Source organism: Flavobacterium sp. RHBU_3, from assembly GCF_046613565.1.
Lineage (GTDB): Bacteria > Bacteroidota > Bacteroidia > Flavobacteriales > Flavobacteriaceae > Flavobacterium.
This window is the reverse complement of record NZ_JBKJHC010000003.1, coordinates 1-25,701: the sequence shown is the minus strand read 5'-3', so window position 1 is coordinate 25,701 and position 25,701 is coordinate 1. Positions and strand designations below refer to the sequence as shown.

Below are 25,701 nucleotides of genomic sequence, written 5' to 3'. Positions count from 1 at the left end.
AAAAAGATGGAAGCAAAAAACAAAACAGTAATGATCATTGATGATGATGCCCGTAATATCTTTGCGCTGAATGCGGTATTAAAATCCAGAGGCTACCGTTGTATATCGGCCCAGGGAGCTGCAGAGGCCATTGAGCTTTTAGAAGGTAACATTCCTACAGATATAGTACTTATAGATATGATGATGCCGGGTATGGATGGCTATGAGGCCATACCGGTTATAAAAGGTTTAGAAAACAGGCAAGGAGTTCCGGTAATAGCCGTAACCGCCCAGGCCATGGTAGGCGACAGGGAAAAATGCCTTAGGGCAGGTGCAGACGGATATGTATCTAAACCAATAGATGTAGATAAACTGATGCAGCAACTTGCTGTACTGTAATTAAGAAAAGTATATGATAGAGGATAGGGAACTGCAACTCCTTATAAATGATATTTTTGAATACTACGGCTACGATTTTTCGGGCTATTCGCGGGCTTCATTTAAGCGCCGCGTAGACCGTCTGTACCAAATGGACGGGTTTTCCAGTTTTCCGGAATTTCTTTCGAGGGTAAGGGTAGATGAGGCTTACTTCAGCCGTATGATTGAAGAAATTACCGTAAACGTAACCGAAATGTTTCGTGACCCGGCTTTTTATGCCGTATTACGAAATGAAATAATACCTGTTTTGGCAACCAAGCCTTTTATACGTATATGGCATGCAGGCTGTTCTACGGGCGAGGAGGTATATTCTATGGCTATACTACTTAAAGAAGCCAACCTGTTGCACAAAAGCCTTATTTACGCCACAGATATTAATACCAATGTACTGGATACAGCCAAGAGTGGTGTGTTTCCGTTACGTATGATGAAAACGTACAGCGAAAACTACGTTGCAGCAGGCGGTAGGGAGGATTTCTCTAACTACTATATTGCCAACTACGGAATAGCCAAATTCAGTTCTGAGCTTTCTGAGCGTATGGTGTTTTCGCAGCACAACCTGGTTTCAGACCGTTCGTTTAACGAGTTTGATATCATCCTGTGCCGCAACGTACTTATTTATTTTGACAAAGACCTCCAGGACCGTGCGCTGCATTTGTTTGATGACAGCCTGGCTACGTTAGGCTATCTTGCCTTAGGAACAAAAGAAACCATCAAGTTTTCGAAAATGCAGGAACAGTACGAACAGCTGAGAAAGGAAAAGATATGGAAAAAGATTCGCTGATCGTAAAACAACTTTTGCTTATTGGCGGTTCAGCCGGTAGTCTGGAAGTGCTGATAAAAGTACTTCCTAAGTTAGATATTCTTAAAAACCTTTCTATAGTTATTGTGCTGCACAGGGCAAATACCGAAGACAGCCAGCTTGAAGAACTGATAGCGCTTAAAACCAGTATACCCGTAGAAGATATTGAAGATAAAACACAGCTTAAGCGAGGATATATTTATGTTGCTCCGGCCGATTACCACCTGCTTTTTGAAAGAAATGGTGAATTAAGTCTTGATGTTTCTGAAAAAGTGCATTACAGCAGGCCGAGTATCGATGTGGTTTTCCAGTCGGCGGCAGATGCCTACGGTAGTGGTATTACGGCAATATTACTTTCGGGCGCTAATGCCGATGGTACAGACGGCCTAAAAGCAGTTAAGGCAGCGGGAGGAAGTATACTTATACAAGATCCTGTAACGGCCGAAATATCGTTTATGCCCCAACATGCATTAGGAATAATTGAACCCGATAAGGTTTTTACCCCTGAAGATTTAGCTCAAATTATTAACAACTTAGAAACTGGTTTGGATTTTTAACACGAAAAAGATATTTTCGCAAAAATCCTTTCTATGAGCACCTACAACGAGAAACTAAGCCTCCTGTCTGATATGATTGCTTTTGCGCGTATAGACGGTCATGTAAACGAGCGCGAACACCGTTTCCTGACCATTATAGCAAAACACCTTGATGTAGAAACAGATGTGTTTGAAAGCCTGTTTACAAAACCGGCAGAACACCTAACCATAAAAGACGAGCACGAACGTATACTGCACTTTTACAGACTGGCATTGTTAATGCACGCCGATGGTATATTAAACGATTTAGAGGAGGTGGCCATACACGAAATAGGGATCAATATGGGCTTAAGTCCGTTTGCCACCCAGGGTGTGCTTGATGCTATGGAAGCATCAGAAACTGGAATGGTAGAACCTAATTTCTTGCTAGGACTTTTTAAAGCACAGCAAAACTAATATTACATAAAAAGAAAGCCGTGCAAAACTGCACGGCTCTACTAACTTAGAACTATTAAAAACGCTTCATTTATCCGTTGTTGTATACTCTTACGTAGTCTATAACATATTCCTGCGGAAAAATGCTGTCGTCTACCTTAGGGCCACCAAAGTTGCCGCCTACTGCCATATTTATCAGTATATAAAATGGTTGGTCAAACGGCCAGTTTTCTATGGTTTTCTTTTCCGGGGCGTATTTGTACACTTCTTTTCCGTCTACATAAAACGTCATGGCATCCTTAGTCCAGTTTACCCCATACGTGTGGAAACCTTCCTCTATATTACCCATATCGGTTTTTTTGCTGCTGGCGTGTTCGCCGTGTGTGGCTTTTGTGTGTAGGGTAGTGTATATGGTATGCGGCTCACGGCCTATGTACTCCATAATATCTATTTCGCCGGCAAGCGGCCATCCTGCCTGCTTAATGTTACCACCCAGCATCCAGAACGCAGGCCAAATGCCGTAACCCTTAGGTAGCTTGGCACGGGCTTCTATATAGCCGTATTTAAACTCCTTGTTGCCTGCCGTGGTTATACGGGTACTGGTATAGTGGTCGCCGTCTTTTTTTGCGGTAATGGTAAGGAAACCACCCGCCACACTGTGATTGTCCTTAGTGTAATCCTGGCGTTCGTTGTTACCCCATCCGTTGTTGCCTAACTCAAAGTTCCATACTTTTTCGTTCAGGGTAGTACCGTCAAAGTTTTCTTCCCATACAAGCTTTCCCTTTTTTGGCTGGGCCAAAGCCGTTACAGTAGCGCATAACAGCAGGGTAGTGGATAGTATTTTCATAATCATATAAGTTTATTCGGTATAGCTGAATGAAGCGTTTAATGTAGCGTTAGAGTCGCCTCCTACAAATACTGTAAAATCGCCCGGCTCTGCTTCAAATTTTTTATTGGCGGTATAAAAAGTCACCAGCTCTTCGTCAATGATAAAGCTCACGGTTTTGGTTTCACCCGGTTTCAGGCTAATGTTTTTAAACCCTTTCAGTTCCCTTACAGGGCGTGTTACCGAAGCTACCAAGTCGTGAAGGTACAGCTGTACTATTTCCTTACCTTCCACTTTCCCGGTATTGGTTACATCAACAGTAACGGTAATCTTACCGTTTTTGCCAAACGAGTTACCGCTTATTTTCAGGTTACCATAGCTAAATGTGGTATAGCTAAGTCCGTACCCAAACGGATATTGCGGGCTGTTTGCCACATCAGTGTAATGCGACCAAAATACGCTTTCGGTAGGCTGCCCGTTACCCGGTCTTCCTGTGGTTTTGTGATTGTAGTAAATAGGAACCTGCCCCACATTCCTCGGGAAGCTCATAGGCAGTTTACCGCTTGGGTTATAGTCACCATACAGTACCTGCGCCACGGCGTTACCGGCTTCTGTGCCCAGATGCCATGCCTCAACAATAGCCGGAATGTTTTCGGCAGCCCACGGCAATGCTAATGGGCGTCCATTGTTCAGTACCAGTACAATATTTGGGTTGGCTTTATAAATTGTTTCCAGTAGTTCCTGTTGCACACCCGGTAATCCCAGGTCGCTGCGGCTGCGGCCTTCCCCGGTTTGCAGGCCGTGTTCGCCCAGTACCATAACCACAACATCGGCAGCTTTTGCGGCTTTTACAGCCTCGGCAAAACCACTTTTATCTGTTGTGTTAATATGGGTTTCGCTTACAAATACAGGCTTACCAAGTGCTACATCAGCACCTTTTGTATAGGTAAGCTGGTTGCCTTTGTATTGCTGCATACCTTCGAGTACAGAGACGGCAGTACCGTCATCGGCACCGATACGCCAACTGCCCAGCGGACTGGTTTTATCGTTTGCCAAGGCTCCTATTAGTGCTATCTTTTTACCTTGTTTTGCCAAAGGAAGCAGGTTCTTCTCGTTCTTCAGCAGCACAATTGACTTTTTAGCCATATCCAGTACTCCGTCGTGGAATTCTTTCTTGCCTATGGTTTCTTTTTCACGGGTTTCATCGCAGTATTTATACGGATTGTCAAACAAGCCCAACATAAACTTTACACGCAGTATACGGCGCACTGCATCGTCTACTTTTTCTTGAGATACCTTACCTTCTTTTACTAATGCAGCCAGGTGTTCTATATAACCCGAAGATTCCATATCCATGTCGCTGCCTGCATTGGCGGCTTTCATTGCAGCATCTTTAAGGTCTTTGGCGTAGCCATGCGGAATCATCTCACCCATAGAACCCCAGTCTGACACTACAAAGCCTTTAAAACCCCATTCGCCTTTCAGCAGTTCGCGCTGTAGGTAGCCATTTCCTGTAGAAGGGATACCTTCCAGCTCGTTAAACGAGTTCATAAAGGTAAGCGCACCGGCATCGGAAGCAGCTTTAAAAGGAGGCAGGATAATGTTGTGCAATGTATTATCACTAACATCTACCGTGTTGTAATCCCTGCCCGATTCAGCAAAAGCATAGCCTGCAAAGTGTTTTACGCAGGCAGCAAGGCTCAGTTCACCCAGGTCGCCCTGAAAGCCTTTTACACGGGCTTCGGCGATACGGCTGTTAAGGAACGGGTCTTCTCCTGCACCTTCCATCACGCGTCCCCAGCGGGCATCTCGGCTTACATCCACCATCGGGGCAAAGGTCCAGTTAAGGCCACTTGCGGCAGCTTCGGCGGCGGCAATTTCAGCTGATTGTTGTATGGCTTCCATATCCCAGCTTGCAGATTCGGCCAGCGGGATAGGGCTTACCGTTTTGTACCCGTGAATAACATCAAACCCGAAGATAACCGGTATGTGCAGGCGGGTTTCTTCTACGGCTATTTTTTGTAACGCTTTTACATCCTTAACCCCGCGTACATTCAGCATAGAGCCTACCCAGCCTTTTTTTAGATGGTCGTACTTAATGGCGGCTGCACCATCTTTTGGCGCAGGGCCTGTTACTTCCCAAAAGCCATTGTACTGGTTCATCTGGCCTACTTTTTCCTCCAGGGTCATTAGCGCCAGTACCGAGTCTACCTTTCGGTCTATGCCTGTTTTTTCTGTTTGTACTACAGGCTGTTGTGCTACCGGTTGTTTACTGCCGCCACAGCCTATGGCCAGGGCAAGCGGGGCTACAAAAACGTATTTACTGAATTTGTATTTCATTGTTATGTGTGTTGTTCTCCAAAAAGAGTAATGGTAAGCCGGTAAATAACCGGCTTACCATACCTTAATGCAGGTATTTTAAGAAAGATGTTTTTTTTGAAAAGTTTTATTGGTAAACGCGAACATAGTCTACTTCCATGGCACTTTGTGTAAAGGCAGCATCCACTGTACCACCCATGTTTCCACCCATAGCTACGTTAAATATCAGGAAGTAATTCCAGTTAAAGTACGGGTGAGCGGTTGTAGAGTTAGTAAACTGCTTAATAAGTACCGGATCTGATGTTTCGGTATCCCTTACATAGAATTTAATTACATCAGCACTCCAAACCAGCTCGTAGATTTTAAAGCCATCTGAAACTCCTGCTACAGTAGCTGATGAGGTGTTGGCATTTCCTCCTGAGTTACCTGGATAATGCAGCGTACTGTGAACCACATTCTGGCTGTTGCCTACATGCTCCATTATATCTATTTCACCACAGGCCGGCCAGGCGGTAGTTTCGTAGTTGCTGCCCAGCATCCACAGCGCAGGCCAGGTACCACCACCGGTAGGCAGTTTTACTTTTATTGCCACACGGCCGTATTTAAAGTCGTACTTGTTGTGGGTATTCATACGTGCAGATGTATATGAGTATCCGTTATAAGTCTCTTTTTTAGCCGTGATTTTTAGTGTTCCGTCGCTCACTGTAGCATTTTCAGCCCTGTAATATTCCAGTTCATTATTACCCCAGCCGTTGGTTCCGTTACCGATTTCCATGGTCCATTTGGTGCTGTCGGGCGCACCGGTGTAGTCGAATTCATCTGCCCACATAAGGGTATTGTATTGCGGATCCGGAGTTCCGTAAGGGTCTTCGGTAGTAAAAATGTGATACCATGCCAGCCCGCTGTTATTACCCTGTACGGCACGTACTACCATGCGGTTATCGGTAATTTCAAGGATTTCATAAGTATTTGTACCAATGTAATAACCCATAAAGCCGTTATCGCTAAACTTCATTTGTGTTCCGGTTGTAAACTCATCTGCAACAACAGAGTTCTTTGGCTCAAGCGATACGGTTTTTTGTCCTGAAGTGTCGTATGCCAGGCAGGTATCTTCAGTTTGAGATCCTCCTGCTACGCCTACATAGCCGGCATTAAAGAAGGTAGCACCACCGTTATCAAGGCTGAAGCGGATAAGGTTGCCGTCTTTTGTAAAGGTTAGCTTGTTATTGTACAGACAGCTGCTTGTTTCTGAACCTGCTTTTTCAAAAGGCTGAGCCATATACCATGATGCCCAGTAGTTGTTGCCGTCTACGGTGTTAGGGCCTACGCCAAGGTGCCCGGCTTCAGATGCTGCCCAATACCATACCTTGGTGGCACCACCGGTAAGCTTTTGTACTGTAATAGGGTCATCAAAGGTACTTAGCAGGTCGGTTATGGTTATAGAGCCTGTAGTAGATGTACCGCCCTTACCGTAAGCAATTACCGTAACCTCATACGAGTGTACGCCCGATTCGGTAAAACGTTTTGTTATTTCGCCGCTGCCATTACTGTCAAAAGTACCGTCAGGGTATATAAATTTATAGGTTATGGCACCATCGGCATGAGCCGTAATTACCGCATTACCGCTACCGTCACCGTTAGGGTTTTCGGTACTTTGGCCCACTATGGTGTAGCCCAGTTCAAGGTTGCTTGGCGCTGTTAAGTCGCCAAAACTATGTTCATCGTCCTGGCATCCTACTGCAAATAACAGTAGTAACAGGAACGACCCAAATATTTTTAAAGCCTTTTTCATAGTATTTTAGTTAGACTGTTTAATATCGTCAAAATAATAGGTTTCGCCCGTACCGGACACGTTGAAGTTAAAGAACAGTACTATTTGCTGGTAGTTCTTAGAGTTGTCTATGCCTGTAAAGTCAAACGTGATTTCTTCCCACTGGTTAGCTACCGTTGTGGTGGTAGTTTTTTCAATATCGTCTGCCGTATTGTGTGGGTTCATGTTTTCAAACTTCATCAGTACCGTGATACCCGCTTGTGGTGACCAAATTTTCATTTTTACTTTTTTCATTACCGAAAAGTCGATAACGTCATCAAATGGTATGGCGATACCGGCCCATGTTTGCGAACCTGCTGTTTTAAGGAACTTGCCCACTTGCATGCTGGTGTTTACACCGCTTTGATCAGGGTTAACCACCTGTGAACCTACCGCACCACCAAAGTTGTTCCAGGTAAGGTTAGGATTCTGCTCAAAAGTAAGTGGGAACCCTATCTCTACACCCGACGCTGATTGTTCAATATCGTCAAAGTAATAGGTGTCTCCCGTACCCGGATTACCTGCATTGAAGAACAGTACCACCTTAGAGTAGCTGGCTGTAGCACCTGTAAAGTCATAAATAAGTTCTTCCCACTGGTTTGCTACACTGGTATACAGGGTATGCTCGGCGCTGATGCCACCGTCTGTAAGGTTTTCAAGCTTAAACAGTACCGGCACTCCTGCCTGTGGCGACCATACTTTAATTTTAAAGAAATGGTTTGTCATATCCAGCGGAGTATCCAATGTTAAGTAGCCACCTGTCCAGGTTTGTCCTGCGGCAGGTATAAGCTTGCCCACTTTGCTGCTGGTGTTTATACCGGTAGCATCAGGGTTGTCCACCACATCTGCGGCAGCACCACTCCATGTGGTAAAGGCATAGTTTAGTGTACTGTTTTCAAAATCTATAGGCAGTGCCAGCGGGTTGCTTATAGTTACCTCTTGTGAGTATGATGTACTTTCGCTACCACCGCTAAAGGCTGTTACCGTTACGGTATAGGTGCCAATATTGCTGTAAGTATAGCTTACGGTATCGCCTTCGTTAAATTGTACAGGTACAGCAGTAGGGTCTTCGCCAAAAGTTACCTCAAAGTAGGTTTCCAGGTCGGCCTCTGCGCTAACGTTTATCATCATTGGGCTGCCCACTACATTGCTTATAGTAACTGCAAGGTTTTCCGGTGCCACAAATGATACTGTTAATGGTAGCTCTACAGCAGTAGTTTTGCCATTAATACCTATGCCTACTACTTTAACAGTAAAGGTACCTTCAGGGTAAATGTGGTTTATCTTTTCTCCAGCCGAAAGCGTGCCGGGTTCGGTAGTGCCGTCGCCGTAGTATATTTCAAAAGCGGTAACGCCCTCGCCATGAGGGGCAATGGTTACATTACCAGTGTTGTCCTGCGAAATGGTAAACAGTGCAGTAATGTTCTTTGGCGCTTCGGCATTTTCCACAAAGCCTATATCGCCTTCTTCTGTACAGCCAAACAACACGGCTGCAAACAGTATAAAGATGTATTTTAAGTGTTTCATGATAATTAACTGTTAGTTATAGCCTGGGTTTTGCTGCCAGTTGTTGTTACTGAATTGTATTTCCTCATACGGTATAGGGAATAGCTCGTTTTTACCTGTGGTAAAGTTTGGTATAAGGTTACCGCGGCCTGTACGTACCAGGTCGAAGAAACGGTGGCCTTCGCCCATAAGCTCCCTACGACGCTCTTCAAAAATAAGGTCGCCCAGTGCAGCCCCAGATGCGCTTAGGTTATGGTTACTGTCGCCAAAGGCACGCGCCCTTACCATGTTTACATACGTACGGGCTTTGTTGTCGTCGCCTACTTCGTTAAAGGCTTCGGCAGCCATAAGCAGTACATCGGCGTAGCGTATAGCCCTATAGTTGTTAGGATTGGTCAGTTTACTGTCGCCCAGGTTTAGGTCGCCCTGCCTTGGAATATACTTCTTGTTAAAGTAACCTGTATGCTGGTAGCCTTCTCCATATGTAGTACCTGTATTTGCAGCAGCAAAGGCTACAATATCCAGTATGGCTACATCGCGACGGTTGTCACCCGGCTCATAGATACCATACGATTCGGCAGTAGGGATGTTAAAGCTGTAACCCGAATCGTATAGTGGGCCTACAAAGTTCCTTGGGCCGTTAAAGCCCACTGCTACGTTACCCTCGCTACACTGAAGGCAGCCGAAACCTGCACCTTCCTGGTCGGTATACTGTACTTCAAATACAGACTCAGTGCCATTTTCACCTGAGTTTTCAAAGATGGTGTCGTAATCGCTTACCAGTGTGTAGGCATTGCTTTGTATCAGTTGCTCAAGTATGTCTGCTGCCTGCTGGTATTTGCCCTGGTACAGGTATGCCTTGCCCAGTAGTGCCTGTGCAGCACCTTTTGTTATGCGGCCGGCTTCCTGCTGGCCTGTTTCCATATTTTCTATGGCGTACAGCAGGTCTTCTTCTATAGAGGCATACACTTCTTCTTTTGTAGAACGCGGTATGGTGGTTTCATCGCCTACTACAAAACGCTGATCGCCTTTCAAAGGGATACCGCCAAACCATTTTACCAGTTCGAAATGGAAATAAGCACGTAGGAAACGCGTTTGCGCAATGATTTTCTCTTTGCCTTCAAAATCGGTTTTATCCTTGTTTTCCATGATGTAGTTGGCACGGGCTATACCGGCAAACATCCAGTCCCAAACGTTCTTCAGGTTGGCGTTTACAGGCGTGTGGCTCATTTGGTCTACCTGCTGAAAGCCCGGTACGTCGGTAGCGCTTTCGCCTCCGCAAAGAGTATTGTCTGAGGCTATTTCGCCCAGCAGCACGTTTACATAGGTACTTTGCAGTATATCGTATACGCCTATTAGGGCATTCTGGTAATCGTCTTCGTTAAGGAAGTAATTGTCAGAGTCTAACTGGTAGGGTGGGGTAGTGTCAACAAAATCGTCGCACGAAGTGTTGAAACTTATTATGGTTAATGCCGTAATGGCAATAAGAAATTTCCTTTTCATGATGCTTTGGGTTAAAAATTAATGTTGGCGCCTATCATATACACTCTTGGTACCGGGTAAAAACCATAGTCGATACCGCTGCCTATAGGTGCGCCGCTTGAAGCGCCCGGATCATATCCCTTGTATTTTGTAAAGGTGTACAGGTTGTTTACTGCAAAGTAAATACGTGCCTTAGACACCACATTGCCAAGCCACTCTGGGTTTACAGAGTAACCGATTTGTGCGTTTTGTATACGGCAGTATGATGCATCTTCTACGTAGTACGATGAAAATAAGGTATTGTTAGTAGCACCCGTAGTTACCCTTGGTACGCTGTTGCTTGTACCTTCGCCTGTCCAGCGGTCCAGTACGTAGTTAAGGCGGTTAGCATTAGGTACGTTACGCTCATAAGCACGTACCATATCGTTACCCAATGATGCAAAAACATACGATGTAAAATCAAAGCCTTTGTAGCTAAGGCTCAGGTTAAAGCCCATGGTAGCGTTTGGTATTGGGTTACCCAAGTTAGTTTTATCGGCAGCGGTAATTACGCCGTCGCCGTTTACATCCTTAAAGCGGATATCACCCGGAGAGGTAGTGGCCGAGCCTAAACCTGCCTGGCTTGGAGCAGCATCAATTTCTGCCTGGTTCTGGAAAATACCTTCCATTTTATAGCCGTAAAAATATCCCATTGGCATGCCTATTTCCATGCGCGATGGTTGCTCACTAAGCCCGAAGGTACCACCAGGGTAGTAGCCCGTTCCGTTGTTTACCTCTGTAACCTTATTTTTAATGAAGGTTACATTATAGTTGGCCTCCAGCCTGAAATTATCGCTAAGGTTGTTTTTGTAGCCTACGGCAAATTCAAAACCTGAGTTTTTTACTGTACCGGCATTTACGGTAGGTGCACTTGCTCCCGGCGCTCCTATACCTACAAGACCTGTTGTAGGTATGTTAGGTATCAACTGGTTTGAGCGGGTATCATCAAAATAATCAGCTACTATACTTACTTTGTCCTTAAATAGGTTAATGTCGGCACCTATGTCTAGTTTTTTAGAAATTTCCCATTTTGCCCTCGGGTTAGCTACTGTTCCTGTAGCGGCACCGTTTACCATAACACCATTAAACACATAGGTAGCTTCTCCATTCAAGCCTGAAAAGAATATAGAGCTGCCAAGGCCACTGTCACTGCCCAAATTACCATAACTGGCTCGGAGCTTGGCAAAACTTATAATGCCTTCTTTGTTGAAGAACGATTCTTCAGATATGTTCCAACCTGCAGTAACAGACGGGAACCAAGCGACTCTGTATTCCGGTGCAAAGTTGGTAGAAAGGTCGCGGCGCAGCATACCCGAAAGTAGGTAACGGCCTTTGTAGTCGTACTGTAACCTGCCAAAGTGTGATACCCTGCGTTGGTCATACGAATATGCAGAGGATGTTTTTCCGTTTAGGAACCCTGTCGTTAGGTTGATGCTTGCGTATTGCCAACTGTTGTAAGGTACATCGTATCCGGTTCCCGAAAGGTATCCGCCCCACGATTTGTATTGTGTTGTACCTACTGTAGCGGTTATGTGGTGTGCCTCATCAAAAGTACGGTCGTAGTTTGCAAACAAATCCAGTGTATAGCTTTTGTCGTTTGCCGCACTTTGTGTAACGCTGCTGCGGGTTACGTCATATATTTTGCCACCATAATTTACTTCAGGGCTAAAATTCCTGCCTTCGCTGTTTGCGCTGTTAAAACCTATACGCCCGGTAACTTTTAGTCCTTTTATTACTTCATAATCCAAACCAAAAGTACCGTTTAGCTTACGGAAGTTATAATCGTTGTAGGTGTTTTGTATCTGCGCCAGCGGGTTAATGATTTCTGTACCAAAACCTGTAGTGCTGGGTACCAGCGTATAATCTCCGTTTTCGTCGTATGGGCTTAGTGTAGCCGGTACGTTTAGCGCGTTAAACAGTACAGATCCCAGTACGTTTTCGTTCAGGCTCTTTCTGTCAAACTGGGTGAAAATCATGTTTGTATTCAGCTTCAGTTTCGGGGTGATGTCTATACCCAGACCCAGGCGTGCAGTATTACGGTTAAAGCCCGATTTGTCTTCGCCCACAATACCTTTTTGGTCCAGGCTTGAAACACCTAACGAATAGGTTATGGTTTCGCTACCACCCGAAAGGCTTAGGTCGTGGTTTGTAATAGGTACCCCTTTACTAAACACCTGGTCTTGCCAGTCGGTGCCACGGCCCAGCCCGCTAAGGTTAGGGTAGGGTATGGTTTGCCCGCCGTTTGCATAGGTTTCGTTAAGCAGTGCGGCATATTCTGTAGCGTTAAGTAATGGTAGCTTACGCGATGTTTCCTGGAAACCGCTGTATACATTGTATACCAGTTTTGGTTTCTGGTTTTTGCGGCCTTTTTTAGTTGTAACGAGTATTACACCGTTTGCACCCAAAACACCATATATGGCTGCCTGAGCATCTTTAAGTACCGTTATACTTTCTATATCTGCCGGGTTTAGTAGTCCCAGTTCGCCCGCATACCCGTCTATAAGTACATAAGGATCGGCGTTACCGTTAGTACCAATACCCCTGATGCGGATAGATAAGCCTGCACCGGGAGAACCTGATGTGGTGGTAACGTTTACACCCGATACCGTACCCTGTAGCGCCTGCTCTATTTTTACAGGACGCATTTTGTCTATGGTTTCTGCGCTAACCATGCTTACTGCACCGGTAACTTCTTTTTTCTTCTGACTACCGTAGCCTATTACCACTACTTCGTCCAGGGTTTTTACGTTTTCCGCCAGGCTAACCGAAATAGTGCCTCCGGTAGCGGTTTTTTCTACGGTTTCAAAACCGATGTAGCTAAAGATAAGTGTAGCACCCTTTGCAACTTTTATGGTATAGTTACCATCAATGTCTGTAGCAGTGCTTACAGTGCTGTTTTTAACCGTTACACTCGCTCCCGGAATGGGTAGTCCTGTTGCGGCTTCAGTTACCTGCCCGCTTATTTGTACATCCTGTGCAAAACAGAATGCCGAAAATAACAGGAAGGCAAACAAGAATAATTTTGACTTCATATAAGATTTGGGTTTTTTGTGATATGATAAAATTACCCGCCTTTTTCAGATGAAACCCAAAATAAACCTCTACAAAAATTCTACATTGATAAAAAAATGATGGGTTGTGTTTTTAAAAGCCCTTTAAAGCAGTATTAACAGGCTTTTAGGCGGTTTGTTAAGTGTTAAAATATTTTTACGAAAACCTTGTAAATACACGGTTTGTATAGGTATTGTATAGGTGTTTTTACTAAATGTTGAGTTGGGTCATATTGACAATATGTACTCAACCAGTCCCAGTTCGTGCTGTAAATCCATTTTTTTACGCAAACGATAACGCTTTATTTCTACACTGCGTACCGAAATGTTTAGTAACGGAGCTATTTCCTTAGACGAAAGGTTTAGCCTTAGGTAAGCACATAGGCGTAAATCGTTTGGTGTAAGCGATGGATGTGAGGCTTTAATTTTCTTCAAGAAGTCTTTATCGGCATTATTAAAGGCTTCCTTAAACATATCCCAGGTGTCGTCTTCGTTTATGTTTTTATTAATGGTTGTAATAACCGATTTCAGGCTGCGGTCGCCTTCGCTGGTTTTTTTCAGGTCGTCTTTTATTGCCGATAGTAATTCGTTCTTTTTAATGAGGTTCATGGTACTGGCCGCCAACTCACGGTTTTTGTTTTCAAACTCCTGTTGCAGCTGGTCATTTTTCAGGCGCATCAGTTCCTGCTCGGTTTCAAGCTCCTTAATTTCCAGTAGGCGGTTGTTTTCCTCAATTAGTTTTTCCTGCTGCTCGCGGTAGTAGTTTTTGTAGCTGCGGTTTATAAGGTACGCTGCCACTATGCCCAGTATTACATATATACAAATTGCAAAGTTAGTAGCATACCACGGCCTTAAAACCGTTATGGTGTATACTGCCGTATTTAACGATTGTGAGTCGCCCGTCTTAGCCCTTACCCTGAAGATGTAGCTACCGGCAGGGAGGTTTTTAAAGTTTACTGAGGTACGGGTGCTCCATTCACTCCATTCGTCCTGCATGCCTTCCAGCTGATAGCTGTATTCGGCATTGATGTATTTACCGTACTCCGGCACGGTAAAGGTAAAAGTCAGGTTATTAGCATTGTAATCTACTTTGCTGTTTCCCTTTACAGTAAGGTTAAATGGCGCTTTGTTTTGTTCATTCGCGGTGATTCCGGTTATTGATACAGCATATTTTTTGAACGAAATCTCGTTTACGTTCAGGGTATAGTAGCCGTCTGTAGTGCCTATAAGGTATACATTTGGCGATAGTTGTGCTATGTTCTCAAACCCCGGCATGGAGTTAGTTAAGCTCGATGGTATGGGGATAATGTTGTGTTTTAATTCTGCAGCCAGCTTACCCGATGATAAATAATTAATGTAGTTTTTGGTAAAAAACCATAGCTTACCGCTACTATCGGGTATCAACTTGCCCGATGTATATTCGTCATTACCAAATATTGAAGAAAGCCGTGCCTGCTTTTCAAACTTTTTACTTTTATCATTAAGCCTGAAGATACCTTCCTTAGAGGCGTAGTATACCTGACCGTTAAAGGTAGCAAGGCTTGCGTTTCTGCCTTTTCCCGGTTCTTTGTAAATGGTAACGTCCTTTACTTTTGTGTAGTTTTCGTCTACACTTATACGGTAAACACCTTTGTATTCGTGGCTTATATAAATTTCGTTGTTCTTCCTGATGGCAAAAAAGCGGCTCGATACCCCGAAATTATCAATTCGGTTACGGAATTTCCACCCTGTGGCGGTTTTTTCCAGTACCGAAAGCCCCATATAGTTGCCCTGTATCAGCAGGTTTTTGTTATGCGGATGCGGTTCGAACTTCCAGGTACCTAACCCGGTGAATATAGCTGTAGCTGTTGTACCGTTAATGATATAAGTACCAAAGTCGTGCCCGCAAAACAGTGTGCCGTCATATTCGTATAACGACCATACCTGGCCCTTTGTACCCGGGATGAATTTAAAATTCTCACCAGAATTGTAAGGCTTACAAAACAATCCCTGGTTAGTGCCTACATACAACAGTCCGTTGTGTAGTACTGAACTGTAAACCGTACCTAAAAAGCCTGTATCGTCGGCATAGCTGCGCACCGGCGATTGCAGGTTAATGCAGTCTATACCATTATCTAGCCCCAGCCATACGTTGTTGTCGTTATCTTCATATAGTGAAAGGGCGGTATTGTTACCCAGTCCCTTGTTTTGTGTAATATGGTATTTTACGGTGCCGTTAGCGGTTAGTATAAAAATACCGTTACTCACCGTACCTATGGCAAAGCTTCCGTCAGAAAGCTTGCTGCTGCTGTATATAGTACCCATACCCAGTTCGGCATCGGCAGGGATTGCCCATTTGCTAAACTTTCCGTTTTTAAAGGTATAAAAACCATTGTGTTGCGTAAGTATCAGGTAACCATCGTCCTGCCCGTATATGTTTACTATTTTATTAGCTGTGAGGAAAGGATCGTTACTTATGGGTTTACTTTTGCCGTTTTCTATTTCAAATAAGCCGGAGCCAAAAGTTTGGTACAGCACGGTATTGTTTACCGTAAATACCCGGTGCATACCCGTATCAGAACCGATAACATTAAACTTCCCGGTTTTGGTATCGTATATAAAAACCTGCATCAGCGACTGGAACAGCACCCAGCGATCGTACTGTATAATGTTCCAGAACTGTTCATCGTCTATAATCTTATTCCTGATTTTTTTACCCAATGAAGTATAGGCCAGCCTGCCGTCTTCCTTGCGCGTCCAGTACCCGAAATCCATATAAAACCCGGTGTAAATACGGTTACCTATCACTTTAACCGAACGCATTATGGTTTCGTTTGGGGTGGGGTACAGGCTCCATTCCGACCCGTTGTACTCCAGCAGGCCTTCGTTGTTAGCAAAGTACATATAGCCGTTGTTGTCCTGGCTTATCATCCAGTTTTGGTTACCGGCAGCATAGTTTACAGGATTGTATTTTAGGATAGGAGGGAGGTCCTGTGCGTGTAACGACAGGAAGCAAAATATGATGGATAAAAAGATTATCTTTTTCAAACGTTATATCTGTTGGTATGAATGTACGAATATAATAAAACAAAAATGAAAAACCGCAGTGCTTTAAGGCACTGCGGTTAACTATCAACACGAAATTAAATTACTTTATTGCTTAATAAAACGAATGGTAGACGTTTTGCCGCCTGCTGTAGCATTAACCATATAAACACCAGAATTTAGGTTGCTTATGTTTAAGCTTGTTGTTGTGTTTTTTGGCTGAGTTGTTATTACAGCCTGTCCCAGCATGTTATACACTGTAAGGCTTTCAATTGTGTTTTGATTGACAATGTTAAGTACGTCGTTTGCAGGGTTAGGGTAAACGGTAAGTGCATTTTTAGTGTTTGTAGCAACAGCGGCAGTTGATGTACCTACTTTGGCATAACCTATTGACGAAGCTTGTGCTGGGTTAGCGTTTAACCCGGTAACGGTATACCCGTACTGGAAATGTGCGCCATTACTGTAATCAGCAGGGGTTACGGTAAGGCTGAAGTCTCCGTTTGTTGTAAGCGGTGCATTTACATATTTTACAGTACTGTAGTTGCTGTCCATTACTTTTATAAAGGCCACTGCTGTGTACCCTTCTGCAAAAGTATTGGTTATACAGTGTCCGTTAAAGGTTACTGTTTGCCCAAGCAGTGATTCGTCCTGAACGTAGGTGTTACCCTCAAATAGCTTAGCACCTATCTCTCCATTTGCCCAATAAGCATCTGTACCATCGCCATAGGTATTGTAGTTAGGGTGAAGGTCTATAGTACCATCTTCATTTATTATGGTTTGAATGTCTGCTAAGCCCCATTCACTACCACCCGCATAGCTGTTATCAGCAGGGTTAAACCAGTTGGCATATCCAACAAGAGCTGATGTGGCGGTAATATCTACCACTGTACCCTGCGGTACTTCGGGTTCGCCTGCGGTTACTACTACATTGCCGTATTCGGCCATATAGGCAGGGTTAGCATTTAGCCCGTGAATCATAAATCCATATTGAACGTGGGCTGCCCCTGCATACAAGTTGGCATTGTAAGGTATGCTTACTATACCTGTTTCTGTAATATAAGCGTACGTTTCGTTTAGTGTAGCCCAGTCTGCAGAGAAAGTTTTTACAAAGGCCCTGGCTGTATAACCCGATGCAAGCGTAAATGATGTAACATTTGCCGAAAAAGTAAATTCCTGTGTGGCAAGGGCATCATCTATAACCATGGTAATACCATCCAGGTATTTATTTCCCATATCGCCGTTAGACCAGTAACTGTCTGTGGCGCTGTAGGCATTATAATTAGGATATAGTGTAAGGGTATTGTCTGTAGTGTTCTTTTCGGTTTTTACATCGGCAAGTGCCCAGTCGCTATACCATAAGTAAGGTTGCTCAGGGGTGTTGTCATAACATAGCACTGCGCCTACCCAGTTAGCATTGGCATCTACGGTAATGTTGGTTTGTGCCAATCCGGATTGTAAGCCAAATATAGCCAAAGAAGCTATTGCAAGTTTTTTAAATGTTTTTAAATGTAGAGTTTTGGGTTCCATAAATACTTGTTTAAGGTTGTATGATAAAATTATATAATCAACGAAAACGATGTAATAAAGCCACCTATATAGAAACTATACATTTTTTTGGCGATATTTTTTTGGATTGTATAAAAACGGGAAACCTTGTGATTATAAGCGCTTTTAATTATGGGCGGGGTAACAGGCTTTAAACCCCATCATCTTATTAAACCCTCTTTGTATAGGTGTTGTATAGTTAAAATTTAATGCGTAGTGATTTTGTTGTGGTCAATAGTTTATGTCTGTAACTGGGTTTTGTTCCAAAAAGCACAATAATTACATATTGTGTTGTTCATTGTTAATCTTTTGGTTAAAGTTTATTGTTAAAAGCCTTTAAGTATTTTTTCTTACAGCGGGCTGCAGTCCCTTGTTTTTAAATGAGGTAAGGATTATCCCATAGCGTTTGTGCTGTTAAACTTATTCTAAAAGTTTCATTTTAAGAAAATTGAAATATTTACCCGTATAGTTTTGGGGTACTAACACTAATTAATTTGCCATTATGAAAAAGATCAATTTTCTATTTGGTGCGCTTGCCATAGGTGCACTGGGATTAACGTCGTGCAGCGATGATGACAACAACGATGTAGGGATAGCAGGTACCTATACACTTAAGGAAGTAAACACCGAGGCAGCTACAGACTTTGACCAGGACGGTGAAGAACACATTAACCAGAAAGAAGAATCAAGTTGTTATAACGGTGGTAGAATAAGGCTTAACAGTGATAATACCTTTACCTATGTAATTACCGGTATTCTTATTGATGAAAGTGACGGATCTGTGGGTTGTAAAAACGAGTTTGAAGCATCGGGCACATGGCAGGTACAATCGGGCACTGATGATGATGCGATTATATCGGCAGCCTATGAAGACCAAAACGGCGATGACCAAGTTATTACTCTTGTAAAAGATGGTAATACGCTAACCCTGGCAGACGACAACATCCTTTCTACCTATCCGGACAGGAACAGTAGCGGAGAGGCGGTTTATACATCGGGTAGCATTACTTACGTGTTTCAGAAATAACAACCGTACTGCCCTGACAGAAAAGTATAAAATAGGAATGCCCACAGGCATTCCTATTTGTATTAATGAAAAACGCCATGGTTTCCCACGGCGCTTCCTTTCATAATATAATTGGTTTTCTGAAAATTAAAGTTTCAGCAGGCTGCAAATCTGCTCGGCAAGTTCAGTACCTATACGGTCTTGTGCTTCAAGAGTAGCAGCGCCTATGTGTGGCGTAAGCGACACTTTAGGGTGCATTAGTACCTGTACAGCCGGTTTAGGCTCTTCCTCAAAAACATCAAGGCCGGCAAAGGCTACTTTACCGCTATCCAGTGCGGCAAGCAGGGCAACCTCGTCTATAATACCACCACGAGATGCGTTTACAATACCCACACCATCTTTCATGGATTCAAACTCAGGTGTACCTATTACGTAACCTTCTTTTTGGGCAGGTACGTGTAGTGATATAAAATCAGCTTCTTTTAGAATGTCTTCTACCGGTTCGGTTTTAATGGCTACATTGATAAACTGACCGTTGTAAAAATCTACACGAACTTCAGCTTCGTCTACAAATTTATCTGTAGCTACCACACGCATACCAAGGCCAAGCGCCATACGTGCCACAGAACGGCCTATACGACCAAAACCGATAATACCAAGGGTTTTGCCACGAAGTTCTATACCATTGGCATACGCTTTTTTAAGACCTTCAAAGTTAGTGTCGCCTTCAAGAGGCATTTGGCGGTTACTGTCATACAGGAAACGCACACCGCTAAACAGGTGTGCAAACACCAGCTCGGCAACAGAATCAGATGATGAAGCAGGAGTGTTTATTACATGGATGCCTTTTTCGCGGGCATACTCCACATCTATATTATCCATACCTACACCGCCACGGCCTATTATTTTAAGACCCGGGCAGGCATCTATAATGTCTTTGCGTACTTTTGTAGCGCTACGTACAAGCAGTACGGCAACATCGTTTGTATTTATATAATTGGCCACCTGTTCCTGGGCCACCTTTGTTGTTATTACGGTATATCCGGCATCTTCCAGGGCTATAATACCTGCTTTAGAGATACCATCATTTGCTAATATTTTCATGTTTGATTTTAGATTTATGATTTTAGATTTCAGATTGTGCTTCACTCAGCTATATTATTACTGTATGATTGTAACCTGAAACTTTAAACCTGAAACAAATTAAACTGTTTTCTCAAGCTCCTTCATTACATCTACAAGCACCTGTACGCTTTCTATTGGCATGGCATTGTATATAGATGCCCTGTAACCACCTACAGACCTGTGTCCGTTAAGGCCGCTGATTCCAGCAGCTTTCCATAGCTTGTCAAACTGTTCTGTGTGGGCTTCGTCTTTAAGCAGGAAGCACACGTTCATCTTAGAACGGTCTTCGGTTTTGGCTGTGCCTACAAATAGTGGATTACGGTCTATTTCGCCATAAAGCAGTGCTGCCTTTTCGTTGTTTTTAGCTTCAACAGCCTTAACGCCGCCCTGGTTTTTAATCCATTGCAGGGTTAGGTATGATGCGTATACAGGGAATACCGCAGGGGTATTGTACATACTTTCCTTATCTATGTGCTGCTGGTAATCTAATAGCGACGGAATGTTGCGGCCTGTTTTGCCAAGTAGCTCTTCCTTAATCACTATAAGGGCAGTACCGGCAGGGCCCATATTTTTTTGTGCACCGGCATAGATAATTCCGAATTTGCTGAAATCAAGTTCACGTGAAAATATGTCTGAACTCATGTCGCATACCAGTGGCACATCTGTTTCAGGGAAATCCTGCATTTGTGTACCAAAAATGGTATTGTTGCTGGTGCAATGGAAATAATCTGCATCAGCAGGTATGGTATATCCTTTAGGGATGTAGTTATAGTTTTCGTCTTTGGAGGAAGCCACAACTTCGGTAGTACCAAATTTTTTAGCTTCTTTAATGGCAGCAGCGGCCCATGTACCTGTGTCAAGGTAAGCTGCTTTTCCGCCTTCTTTAAGCAGGTTGTAAGGCACGCGGATAAACTCCAGCGATGCACCACCCGACAGGAATATTGCCTGATAGCCTTTTCCGGTTAAGCCCATAAGTTCCAGGGCCAGTGCGCGGGCTTCTTCCATAACGGCAACAAAATCTTTGCTGCGGTGGGAGATTTCCAGGATTGAAAGGCCTGAGCCGTTAAAATCAAGGATTGCCTGTGCTGATTTTTCAAATACTTCTTGTGGCAGGATTGATGGACCTGCGCTAAAGTTGTGCTTTTTCATTGTGTGTTTACTTATAAAGTGCAACAAATTTCCTAATAATCGGTTGATTTAGCACCAAAATTTTTATAAATAATTTCATCAAATTTTTGATAAAAATGAAATTGTATCAACATTATCAGCATAATCTAACAATCCGGGCTTTTGTGTATGACCAAATTTTACCGCATTATCAAAACCGGTGTTGGCTACAATGCACTGTATCTGCTCGTGTTCGGTTTCAAACTTCGCCTTTAGGGCTTCAATATCATCGTAGTATTCATAAAAAATACTCGAAATAGGCGAGGCGTAGCTGCTGTCTTCCTTAAGGGTAAGGAACTCGTTATCCAGCAGTTTAAAGTTACTCATCAGGAAAACGGCCTTGTTGTAGTCGTAATTATTGGCGTACTTCTCGTAGTGGATAATTTCCCCATACGGGAAAATAGATTCAAAAAAGTCTTTAAAATCATATCCTTGCGGTACAAAGAGTTTTGACACATTACGGCAACCCAACCCAAAGTAGCGGAAAATATCTTCGCCCAGGGCTTCAAGCTCTGCTTTGGTTTCGTTACCGGTAAGTACAGCTACGCTGTTTCGGTTTTTGCGGATGATGTTTGGCTTGCTTTTAAAGTAATATTCAAAATAGCGGGCAGTGTTGTTACTGCCTGTGGCTATTACGGCATCAAAGCCTTCCAGCTTTTCATCAGAGAATTTTATGTAGTCTGCAAACTCAGGTGCTACGGCAATAAGGTATTTTGCCAGTAGCGGCATCAGGAACTTATCATTACTGGATAGCTTTACTAAAACCTTATGCCCGCTTATAAGTACCGATAAAAAATCGTGGAACCCTACCAGCGGTATATTACCTGCAAGTATAAGAGCTACAGTCTTAGGGTTTATGTTAGTAAGATCGTAGTTAATCAGCCAGTTATCCAGGTTTTCCTGGGTAAGTGCTTCGGCCCATTGTGCAGTAGCAAAGTACACCTGCTCAGGCGTAAACCAGTGGTTGTGTATCTGCGATTGCTCTATTAGGCTAAGGTATTTTTCGAAATATTCATCGTTAAAAGGCACTCCTGCCTGTGGGGTACTGCTTTGTGGGGTGAACTGCCCCAGGAAAGTGCCCAGTGTGGCAAATGCTTTTTTTCTTTCTGTTAACGTCATTATGTTTGTATAATAATGGATTTGGACGTAATTTTGTTGCAAATTTACGTATTAATACCATAGATTACCATGGCAATTATAATAACTGACGAATGTATTAACTGTGGGGCCTGCGAACCTGAATGTCCTAACACTGCTATATATGAAGGTGCCGACGACTGGCGCTATAAAGACGGAACCAAACTACACGGGCGTATAGTACTGCCAAGTGGTGAGGAAGTAGATGCCGATGCACCACACACACCTATAAGCGATGACATTTATTACATAGTACCGGGTAAGTGTACCGAGTGTAAAGGTTTCCATGACGAGCCACAGTGTGCTGCCGTATGTCCGGTAGACTGCTGCGTGCCCGATGATAACCACGTAGAAAGTGAAGAAACCTTACTTAACAGGCAGGCTTTCCTTCATGGCGATGAATAGGATATTTTGAGGGATTAATTTAAAACCATCATTTAAAATATAAAAACCCCGTAAGCATAATAACTTACGGGGTTTGTTTTTCATAGCAAATCAACTGATTACAATTTTATTGTACCGGTACTTTGGTGTACGTTTCTACCATAATACCATCTGTATTGTCATCGTAGCGTTCTACTACAAAGTTTCCTTTTTCATCAAAATACCCTATAGAGGTTGCATTTTTAGTACGGTAAATGTACTGTCCGGTGCTGGTGCGTCGTACCACGCCATATTTGGTATCAGCATCCGATGAAATTTTATACCCTCCTTTGTCGGTAACAAAAATGTATTTTTCACCGTTAAGTTCGTAGTAAGTAGGTATACCGTCGCCCTGTATGGTAGTGCTGCTGCTCACCTGTACGGGTGTAGGTTTCATATCCTTGTTCAGTTTTTTGCTGTCGGCATCCTTCAGCTCTATGTTTTGGCGCGCCTCTGTGGTTTCAGTCTTTGTTATCTTTTTAGGTTTACCTGTTCCGTTATTTACCGTTACGGTTGTGGTGGTACTCTCCTTGGTTATGTTCTGTGTTTGCGCTGCTACGGTAAAACCCGCCGAAAGCAACACCAGCAAAGCTATCTTTTTCATATCAGTTGTATTTTTATGTTACTGATACAAAGGTATTTTGCAGATGTTAAAAGCATTGGTAACAAAAAGATAAAGAAGTGCTAAAAAGCTACTTAGCCCCTGAGCTGCTTAGCCCCTTAGTTTTTATGTGCATTTCCCGTAAATAAATCGTTCATTTTTTAAGGTTTAAGTTTTTGGGCTTAAGAAGCTTGTTTTGTTTGTTATATAACTAAACGACCCCAGTTACCCGGCTCAGAAACTCAGAGGCTAAGTTGCTTAGAAGCTTAAAAAAAACTATCTTTGCACCCTCAAAAAACAACATCTTAAATGAAAGCAGGTATCGTAGGATTGCCAAACGTAGGTAAATCGACCCTTTTTAACTGTCTGTCTAATGCTAAGGCGCAGAGTGCTAACTTCCCGTTTTGTACCATTGAGCCAAACGTGGGCGTGGTAAACGTACCGGATCCGAGGCTTTCTAAGCTGGAAGAACTGGTAAACCCACAACGTGTGGTACCTGCCACTGTAGATATTGTAGATATTGCAGGTCTTGTAAAAGGGGCAAGTAAGGGTGAAGGCCTTGGTAACCAGTTTTTGGGCAACATACGCGAGTGTAATGCTATTATACACGTACTGCGTTGTTTTGATAATGATAATATTGTACACGTAGATGGTAGTGTAAACCCGATACGCGACAAAGAAACTATAGATATAGAGCTGCAGCTAAAAGACCTTGAAACTGTAGAAAAACGCCTTGAAAAGGCTAAAAAAGCGGCTAAGGTTGGTGCAAAAGAAGCCCAGGCAGAAGTGGCCCTTTTAGAAAGGATTAAAGATGCCCTGCTACAGGCAAAATCTGCGCGTACGGTTGTGCCTCAAACTGATGAGGAAGCAAGGCTTATGGAAAGTTTCCAGCTTATTACTACAAAGCCTGTACTATACGTATGTAACGTAGACGAAGGTTCGGCAGTAAATGGTAACAAGTATGTAGAGCAGGTGCGCGAGCTTGTAAAAGACGAAAACGCTGAAGTGCTTTACCTTGCTGTAGGCACTGAGGCTGATATTACTGAGCTTGAAACTTTTGAGGAGCGCCAAATGTTCCTTGAAGACCTTGGCCTTACTGAGCCGGGTTCTTCGGCACTTATTCGTGGTGCTTACAAACTGCTTAACCTGCAAACGTATTTTACAGCAGGTGTACAGGAAGTACGTGCATGGACCATTAACATAGGCGATACTGCTCCGCAGGCTGCAGGTGTTATCCATTCTGATTTTGAAAAAGGATTTATCCGTGCCGAGGTTATTGCTTTTGATGATTATGCTAACTACGGTACTGAAGCTAAGGTTAAAGAAGCCGGAAAGCTTAGGGTAGAAGGTAAAGAATATATAGTTAAAGACGGTGATGTAATGCACTTCAGGTTTAACGTATAATGTATTAAGTACGGAGTATCAAGTACTAAGTATTAAGATATAAAGACTGTCTTAAAAAGTAGGAATCACCACTTTTTAGACAGTCTTTTTTTGTTTACGCTATCTCCTTGAGCATTTAACATAAATGTTGTTTATATTTGCCGCCTTTGCTTGTTAATTATCCTTTATAGAAATGACTAAACCAGACCATACCAAAAAAATAAAAAAAAGCCTTAGCGTATTACTTAAACTGTTTATTACGGCCGGGCTGTTGTATTTGGTATATTCTAAAATAAAACTGTCTGATATAAAGGAGAAGCTGGATAACGCCAATATGTTTTGGTTGCTAATGGGCATAGTACTTGTGGCGGTATCGCAGGTATTGTCTTCGGCAAGGCTGCGCAAACTAATGATAAAATCACACCTGCCCATATCGCTTCGCAGTAACAGCGAGCTGTATGTGCTGGGCATGTTCTATAACTTTTTTATTCCCGGTGGGGTAGGAGGCGATGCCTATAAAGTGTACCTACTGAATAAAAGTTTCGGCTGGAAGGTAAAGCGGCTTATTAAGCTTATGGTAGCCGACAGGCTTTTTGGTATGTTTGGTATTATTGCCATAGTATGCCTTTTGGGTATTACATTGCCCTATTTTAGCTTTTCTTATGGGTTACAGGTAGCACTGGGTATAGCCTTTGTAGCAATGTTTCTTATAATGGGGCGCTGGTTTGTAAAACTGTTCTTTAAAGATTATGTACACTATTTTTATACCGGTATAGGCTATTCGGTAGTTGTGCAGTTGTTCCAGGTGCTGTGTGTTATATGCATTTTACAGGCGTTTGGCGGAGTATCGGTTTCGTTATACCTTATTTACATACTGGTATTCCTTATCAGTTCGCTGCTATCGGTATTTTCATTTTCGGGTATCGGCGTACGCGAATATGTGTTCTTACAGGCATCTGCCATCTTTAGCCTGGATATACAAACAGCCGTAAGCGTAGGAGCGGTTTTCTCCATACTTACAGCTGTTATATCGGCGCCGGGCTTGTATTACCATTTCAGGAAACCGGC

General features: G+C 43.3%; 20 protein-coding genes. 8 read left to right on the top strand and 12 right to left on the bottom strand.

Annotated elements, in window-relative coordinates:
- The first annotated feature begins 6 nt into the window (after window positions 1–6).
- The 4 genes from ACLI1A_RS04450 to ACLI1A_RS04435 are packed head-to-tail and all read left to right on the top strand — an operon-like array spanning window position 7 to window position 2,211.
- Window positions 7–378, top strand: a complete 372-nt coding sequence (locus tag ACLI1A_RS04450) for a response regulator (protein ID WP_411406519.1) — start codon at window positions 7–9, stop codon at window positions 376–378.
- Window positions 379–391: 13 nt separating this feature from the next.
- A complete protein-coding gene (locus ACLI1A_RS04445; RefSeq protein ID WP_411406517.1) occupies window positions 392–1,201 on the top strand; it encodes a CheR family methyltransferase in 810 nt (269 codons plus the stop codon).
- Window positions 1,183–1,776 (top strand): chemotaxis protein CheB, encoded by a 594-nt coding sequence (locus ACLI1A_RS04440; RefSeq protein ID WP_411406515.1) that lies wholly within the window; start codon window positions 1,183–1,185, stop codon window positions 1,774–1,776. The genes ACLI1A_RS04445 and ACLI1A_RS04440 overlap by 19 nt, the downstream gene beginning before the upstream one ends.
- Before the next feature lie 33 nt (window positions 1,777–1,809).
- A complete protein-coding gene (locus ACLI1A_RS04435) occupies window positions 1,810–2,211 on the top strand; it encodes an excinuclease ABC subunit B (protein WP_411406513.1) in 402 nt (133 codons plus the stop codon).
- A 70-nt stretch (window positions 2,212–2,281) separates the two neighbouring features.
- Here ACLI1A_RS04435 and ACLI1A_RS04430 read toward each other — a convergent pair whose 3' ends face one another.
- The 8 genes from ACLI1A_RS04430 to ACLI1A_RS04395 all read right to left on the bottom strand — a co-directional run bounded on the left by ACLI1A_RS04430 (window position 2,282) and on the right by ACLI1A_RS04395 (window position 17,773).
- A complete protein-coding gene (locus ACLI1A_RS04430; protein ID WP_411406511.1) occupies window positions 2,282–3,037 on the bottom strand; it encodes a family 16 glycosylhydrolase in 756 nt (251 codons plus the stop codon).
- A gap of 12 nt (window positions 3,038–3,049) precedes the next feature.
- Window positions 3,050–5,356: a beta-glucosidase BglX gene (gene bglX, locus ACLI1A_RS04425; RefSeq protein WP_411406509.1), complete on the bottom strand. Its 2,307-nt coding sequence runs from the start codon at window positions 5,354–5,356 to the stop codon at window positions 3,050–3,052.
- A 106-nt stretch (window positions 5,357–5,462) separates the two neighbouring features.
- Window positions 5,463–7,127 (bottom strand): family 16 glycosylhydrolase, encoded by a 1,665-nt coding sequence (locus ACLI1A_RS04420; RefSeq protein ID WP_411406507.1) that lies wholly within the window; start codon window positions 7,125–7,127, stop codon window positions 5,463–5,465.
- Window positions 7,128–7,133: 6 nt separating this feature from the next.
- Complete coding sequence (locus ACLI1A_RS04415; protein ID WP_411406505.1) at window positions 7,134–8,672, bottom strand: hypothetical protein; 1,539 nt, start codon at window positions 8,670–8,672, stop codon at window positions 7,134–7,136.
- A 12-nt stretch (window positions 8,673–8,684) separates the two neighbouring features.
- Entirely contained in the window at window positions 8,685–10,154 is a 1,470-nt protein-coding gene (locus ACLI1A_RS04410) for a RagB/SusD family nutrient uptake outer membrane protein (RefSeq protein ID WP_411406503.1), read from the bottom strand.
- 11 nt (window positions 10,155–10,165) lie between these two features.
- Window positions 10,166–13,204, bottom strand: coding sequence for a SusC/RagA family TonB-linked outer membrane protein (locus ACLI1A_RS04405; RefSeq protein ID WP_411406501.1), 3,039 nt, complete (start codon window positions 13,202–13,204; stop codon window positions 10,166–10,168).
- A gap of 246 nt (window positions 13,205–13,450) precedes the next feature.
- The gene (locus ACLI1A_RS04400; RefSeq protein ID WP_411406499.1) at window positions 13,451–16,249 is read right to left on the bottom strand and encodes a triple tyrosine motif-containing protein; all 2,799 of its coding nucleotides are present in this window, start codon (window positions 16,247–16,249) and stop codon (window positions 13,451–13,453) included.
- Between the two features lie 105 nt (window positions 16,250–16,354).
- Entirely contained in the window at window positions 16,355–17,773 is a 1,419-nt protein-coding gene (locus tag ACLI1A_RS04395) for a T9SS type A sorting domain-containing protein (protein WP_411406497.1), read from the bottom strand.
- Between the two features lie 520 nt (window positions 17,774–18,293).
- Here ACLI1A_RS04395 and ACLI1A_RS04390 point away from each other — a divergent pair.
- On the top strand, window positions 18,294–18,818 hold the full coding sequence (locus ACLI1A_RS04390; protein ID WP_411406495.1) for a hypothetical protein: 525 nt from the start codon (window positions 18,294–18,296) through the stop codon (window positions 18,816–18,818).
- 126 nt (window positions 18,819–18,944) lie between these two features.
- On the opposite strand, the gene ACLI1A_RS04385 is transcribed toward ACLI1A_RS04390, so the two are convergent.
- From ACLI1A_RS04385 to ACLI1A_RS04375, 3 genes are all read right to left on the bottom strand, one after another.
- A complete protein-coding gene (locus ACLI1A_RS04385; RefSeq protein ID WP_411406493.1) occupies window positions 18,945–19,901 on the bottom strand; it encodes a D-2-hydroxyacid dehydrogenase in 957 nt (318 codons plus the stop codon).
- Between the two features lie 99 nt (window positions 19,902–20,000).
- Window positions 20,001–21,071 carry a 3-phosphoserine/phosphohydroxythreonine transaminase gene (gene serC, locus ACLI1A_RS04380; protein WP_411406491.1) on the bottom strand — a complete coding sequence of 357 codons (1,071 nt, stop codon included), beginning with the start codon at window positions 21,069–21,071 and terminating at the stop codon, window positions 20,001–20,003.
- 78 nt (window positions 21,072–21,149) lie between these two features.
- Entirely contained in the window at window positions 21,150–22,208 is a 1,059-nt protein-coding gene (locus tag ACLI1A_RS04375; protein WP_411406489.1) for an acyl-CoA reductase, read from the bottom strand.
- Window positions 22,209–22,277: 69 nt separating this feature from the next.
- Here ACLI1A_RS04375 and ACLI1A_RS04370 point away from each other — a divergent pair, with 69 nt between their 5' ends.
- Window positions 22,278–22,631, top strand: coding sequence for a 4Fe-4S dicluster domain-containing protein (locus ACLI1A_RS04370; protein ID WP_411406487.1), 354 nt, complete (start codon window positions 22,278–22,280; stop codon window positions 22,629–22,631).
- Between the two features lie 106 nt (window positions 22,632–22,737).
- Here ACLI1A_RS04370 and ACLI1A_RS04365 read toward each other — a convergent pair whose 3' ends face one another.
- Window positions 22,738–23,253, bottom strand: coding sequence for a hypothetical protein (locus tag ACLI1A_RS04365; protein ID WP_411406485.1), 516 nt, complete (start codon window positions 23,251–23,253; stop codon window positions 22,738–22,740).
- Window positions 23,254–23,559: 306 nt separating this feature from the next.
- Between ACLI1A_RS04365 and ychF the strand changes: the two genes are divergently transcribed.
- Together ychF and ACLI1A_RS04355 are read left to right on the top strand one after the other, a co-directional pair.
- Window positions 23,560–24,654, top strand: coding sequence for a redox-regulated ATPase YchF (ychF, locus tag ACLI1A_RS04360; RefSeq protein WP_411406483.1), 1,095 nt, complete (start codon window positions 23,560–23,562; stop codon window positions 24,652–24,654).
- Window positions 24,655–24,826: 172 nt separating this feature from the next.
- The coding region (locus ACLI1A_RS04355) for a lysylphosphatidylglycerol synthase transmembrane domain-containing protein (RefSeq protein WP_411406481.1) at window positions 24,827–25,701 on the top strand (875 nt) is incomplete at its 3' end.

Bases quoted from the DNA above. Each gene is read 5' to 3' on its own strand.
- ACLI1A_RS04450 (WP_411406519.1), top strand. From the start codon at position 7: ATGGAAGCAAAAAACAAAACAGTAATGATCATTGATGATGATGCCCGT.
- ACLI1A_RS04445 (WP_411406517.1), top strand. From the start codon at position 392: ATGATAGAGGATAGGGAACTGCAACTCCTTATAAATGATATTTTTGAA.
- ACLI1A_RS04440 (WP_411406515.1), top strand. From the start codon at position 1,183: ATGGAAAAAGATTCGCTGATCGTAAAACAACTTTTGCTTATTGGCGGT.
- ACLI1A_RS04435 (WP_411406513.1), top strand. From the start codon at position 1,810: ATGAGCACCTACAACGAGAAACTAAGCCTCCTGTCTGATATGATTGCT.
- ACLI1A_RS04430 (WP_411406511.1), bottom strand. From the start codon at position 3,037: ATGAAAATACTATCCACTACCCTGCTGTTATGCGCTACTGTAACGGCT.
- bglX (WP_411406509.1), bottom strand. From the start codon at position 5,356: ATGAAATACAAATTCAGTAAATACGTTTTTGTAGCCCCGCTTGCCCTG.
- ACLI1A_RS04420 (WP_411406507.1), bottom strand. From the start codon at position 7,127: ATGAAAAAGGCTTTAAAAATATTTGGGTCGTTCCTGTTACTACTGTTA.
- ACLI1A_RS04415 (WP_411406505.1), bottom strand. From the start codon at position 8,672: ATGAAACACTTAAAATACATCTTTATACTGTTTGCAGCCGTGTTGTTT.
- ACLI1A_RS04410 (WP_411406503.1), bottom strand. From the start codon at position 10,154: ATGAAAAGGAAATTTCTTATTGCCATTACGGCATTAACCATAATAAGT.
- ACLI1A_RS04405 (WP_411406501.1), bottom strand. From the start codon at position 13,204: ATGAAGTCAAAATTATTCTTGTTTGCCTTCCTGTTATTTTCGGCATTC.
- ACLI1A_RS04395 (WP_411406497.1), bottom strand. From the start codon at position 17,773: ATGGAACCCAAAACTCTACATTTAAAAACATTTAAAAAACTTGCAATA.
- ACLI1A_RS04390 (WP_411406495.1), top strand. From the start codon at position 18,294: ATGAAAAAGATCAATTTTCTATTTGGTGCGCTTGCCATAGGTGCACTG.
- ACLI1A_RS04385 (WP_411406493.1), bottom strand. From the start codon at position 19,901: ATGAAAATATTAGCAAATGATGGTATCTCTAAAGCAGGTATTATAGCC.
- serC (WP_411406491.1), bottom strand. From the start codon at position 21,071: ATGAAAAAGCACAACTTTAGCGCAGGTCCATCAATCCTGCCACAAGAA.
- ACLI1A_RS04375 (WP_411406489.1), bottom strand. From the start codon at position 22,208: ATGACGTTAACAGAAAGAAAAAAAGCATTTGCCACACTGGGCACTTTC.
- ACLI1A_RS04370 (WP_411406487.1), top strand. From the start codon at position 22,278: ATGGCAATTATAATAACTGACGAATGTATTAACTGTGGGGCCTGCGAA.
- ACLI1A_RS04365 (WP_411406485.1), bottom strand. From the start codon at position 23,253: ATGAAAAAGATAGCTTTGCTGGTGTTGCTTTCGGCGGGTTTTACCGTA.
- ychF (WP_411406483.1), top strand. From the start codon at position 23,560: ATGAAAGCAGGTATCGTAGGATTGCCAAACGTAGGTAAATCGACCCTT.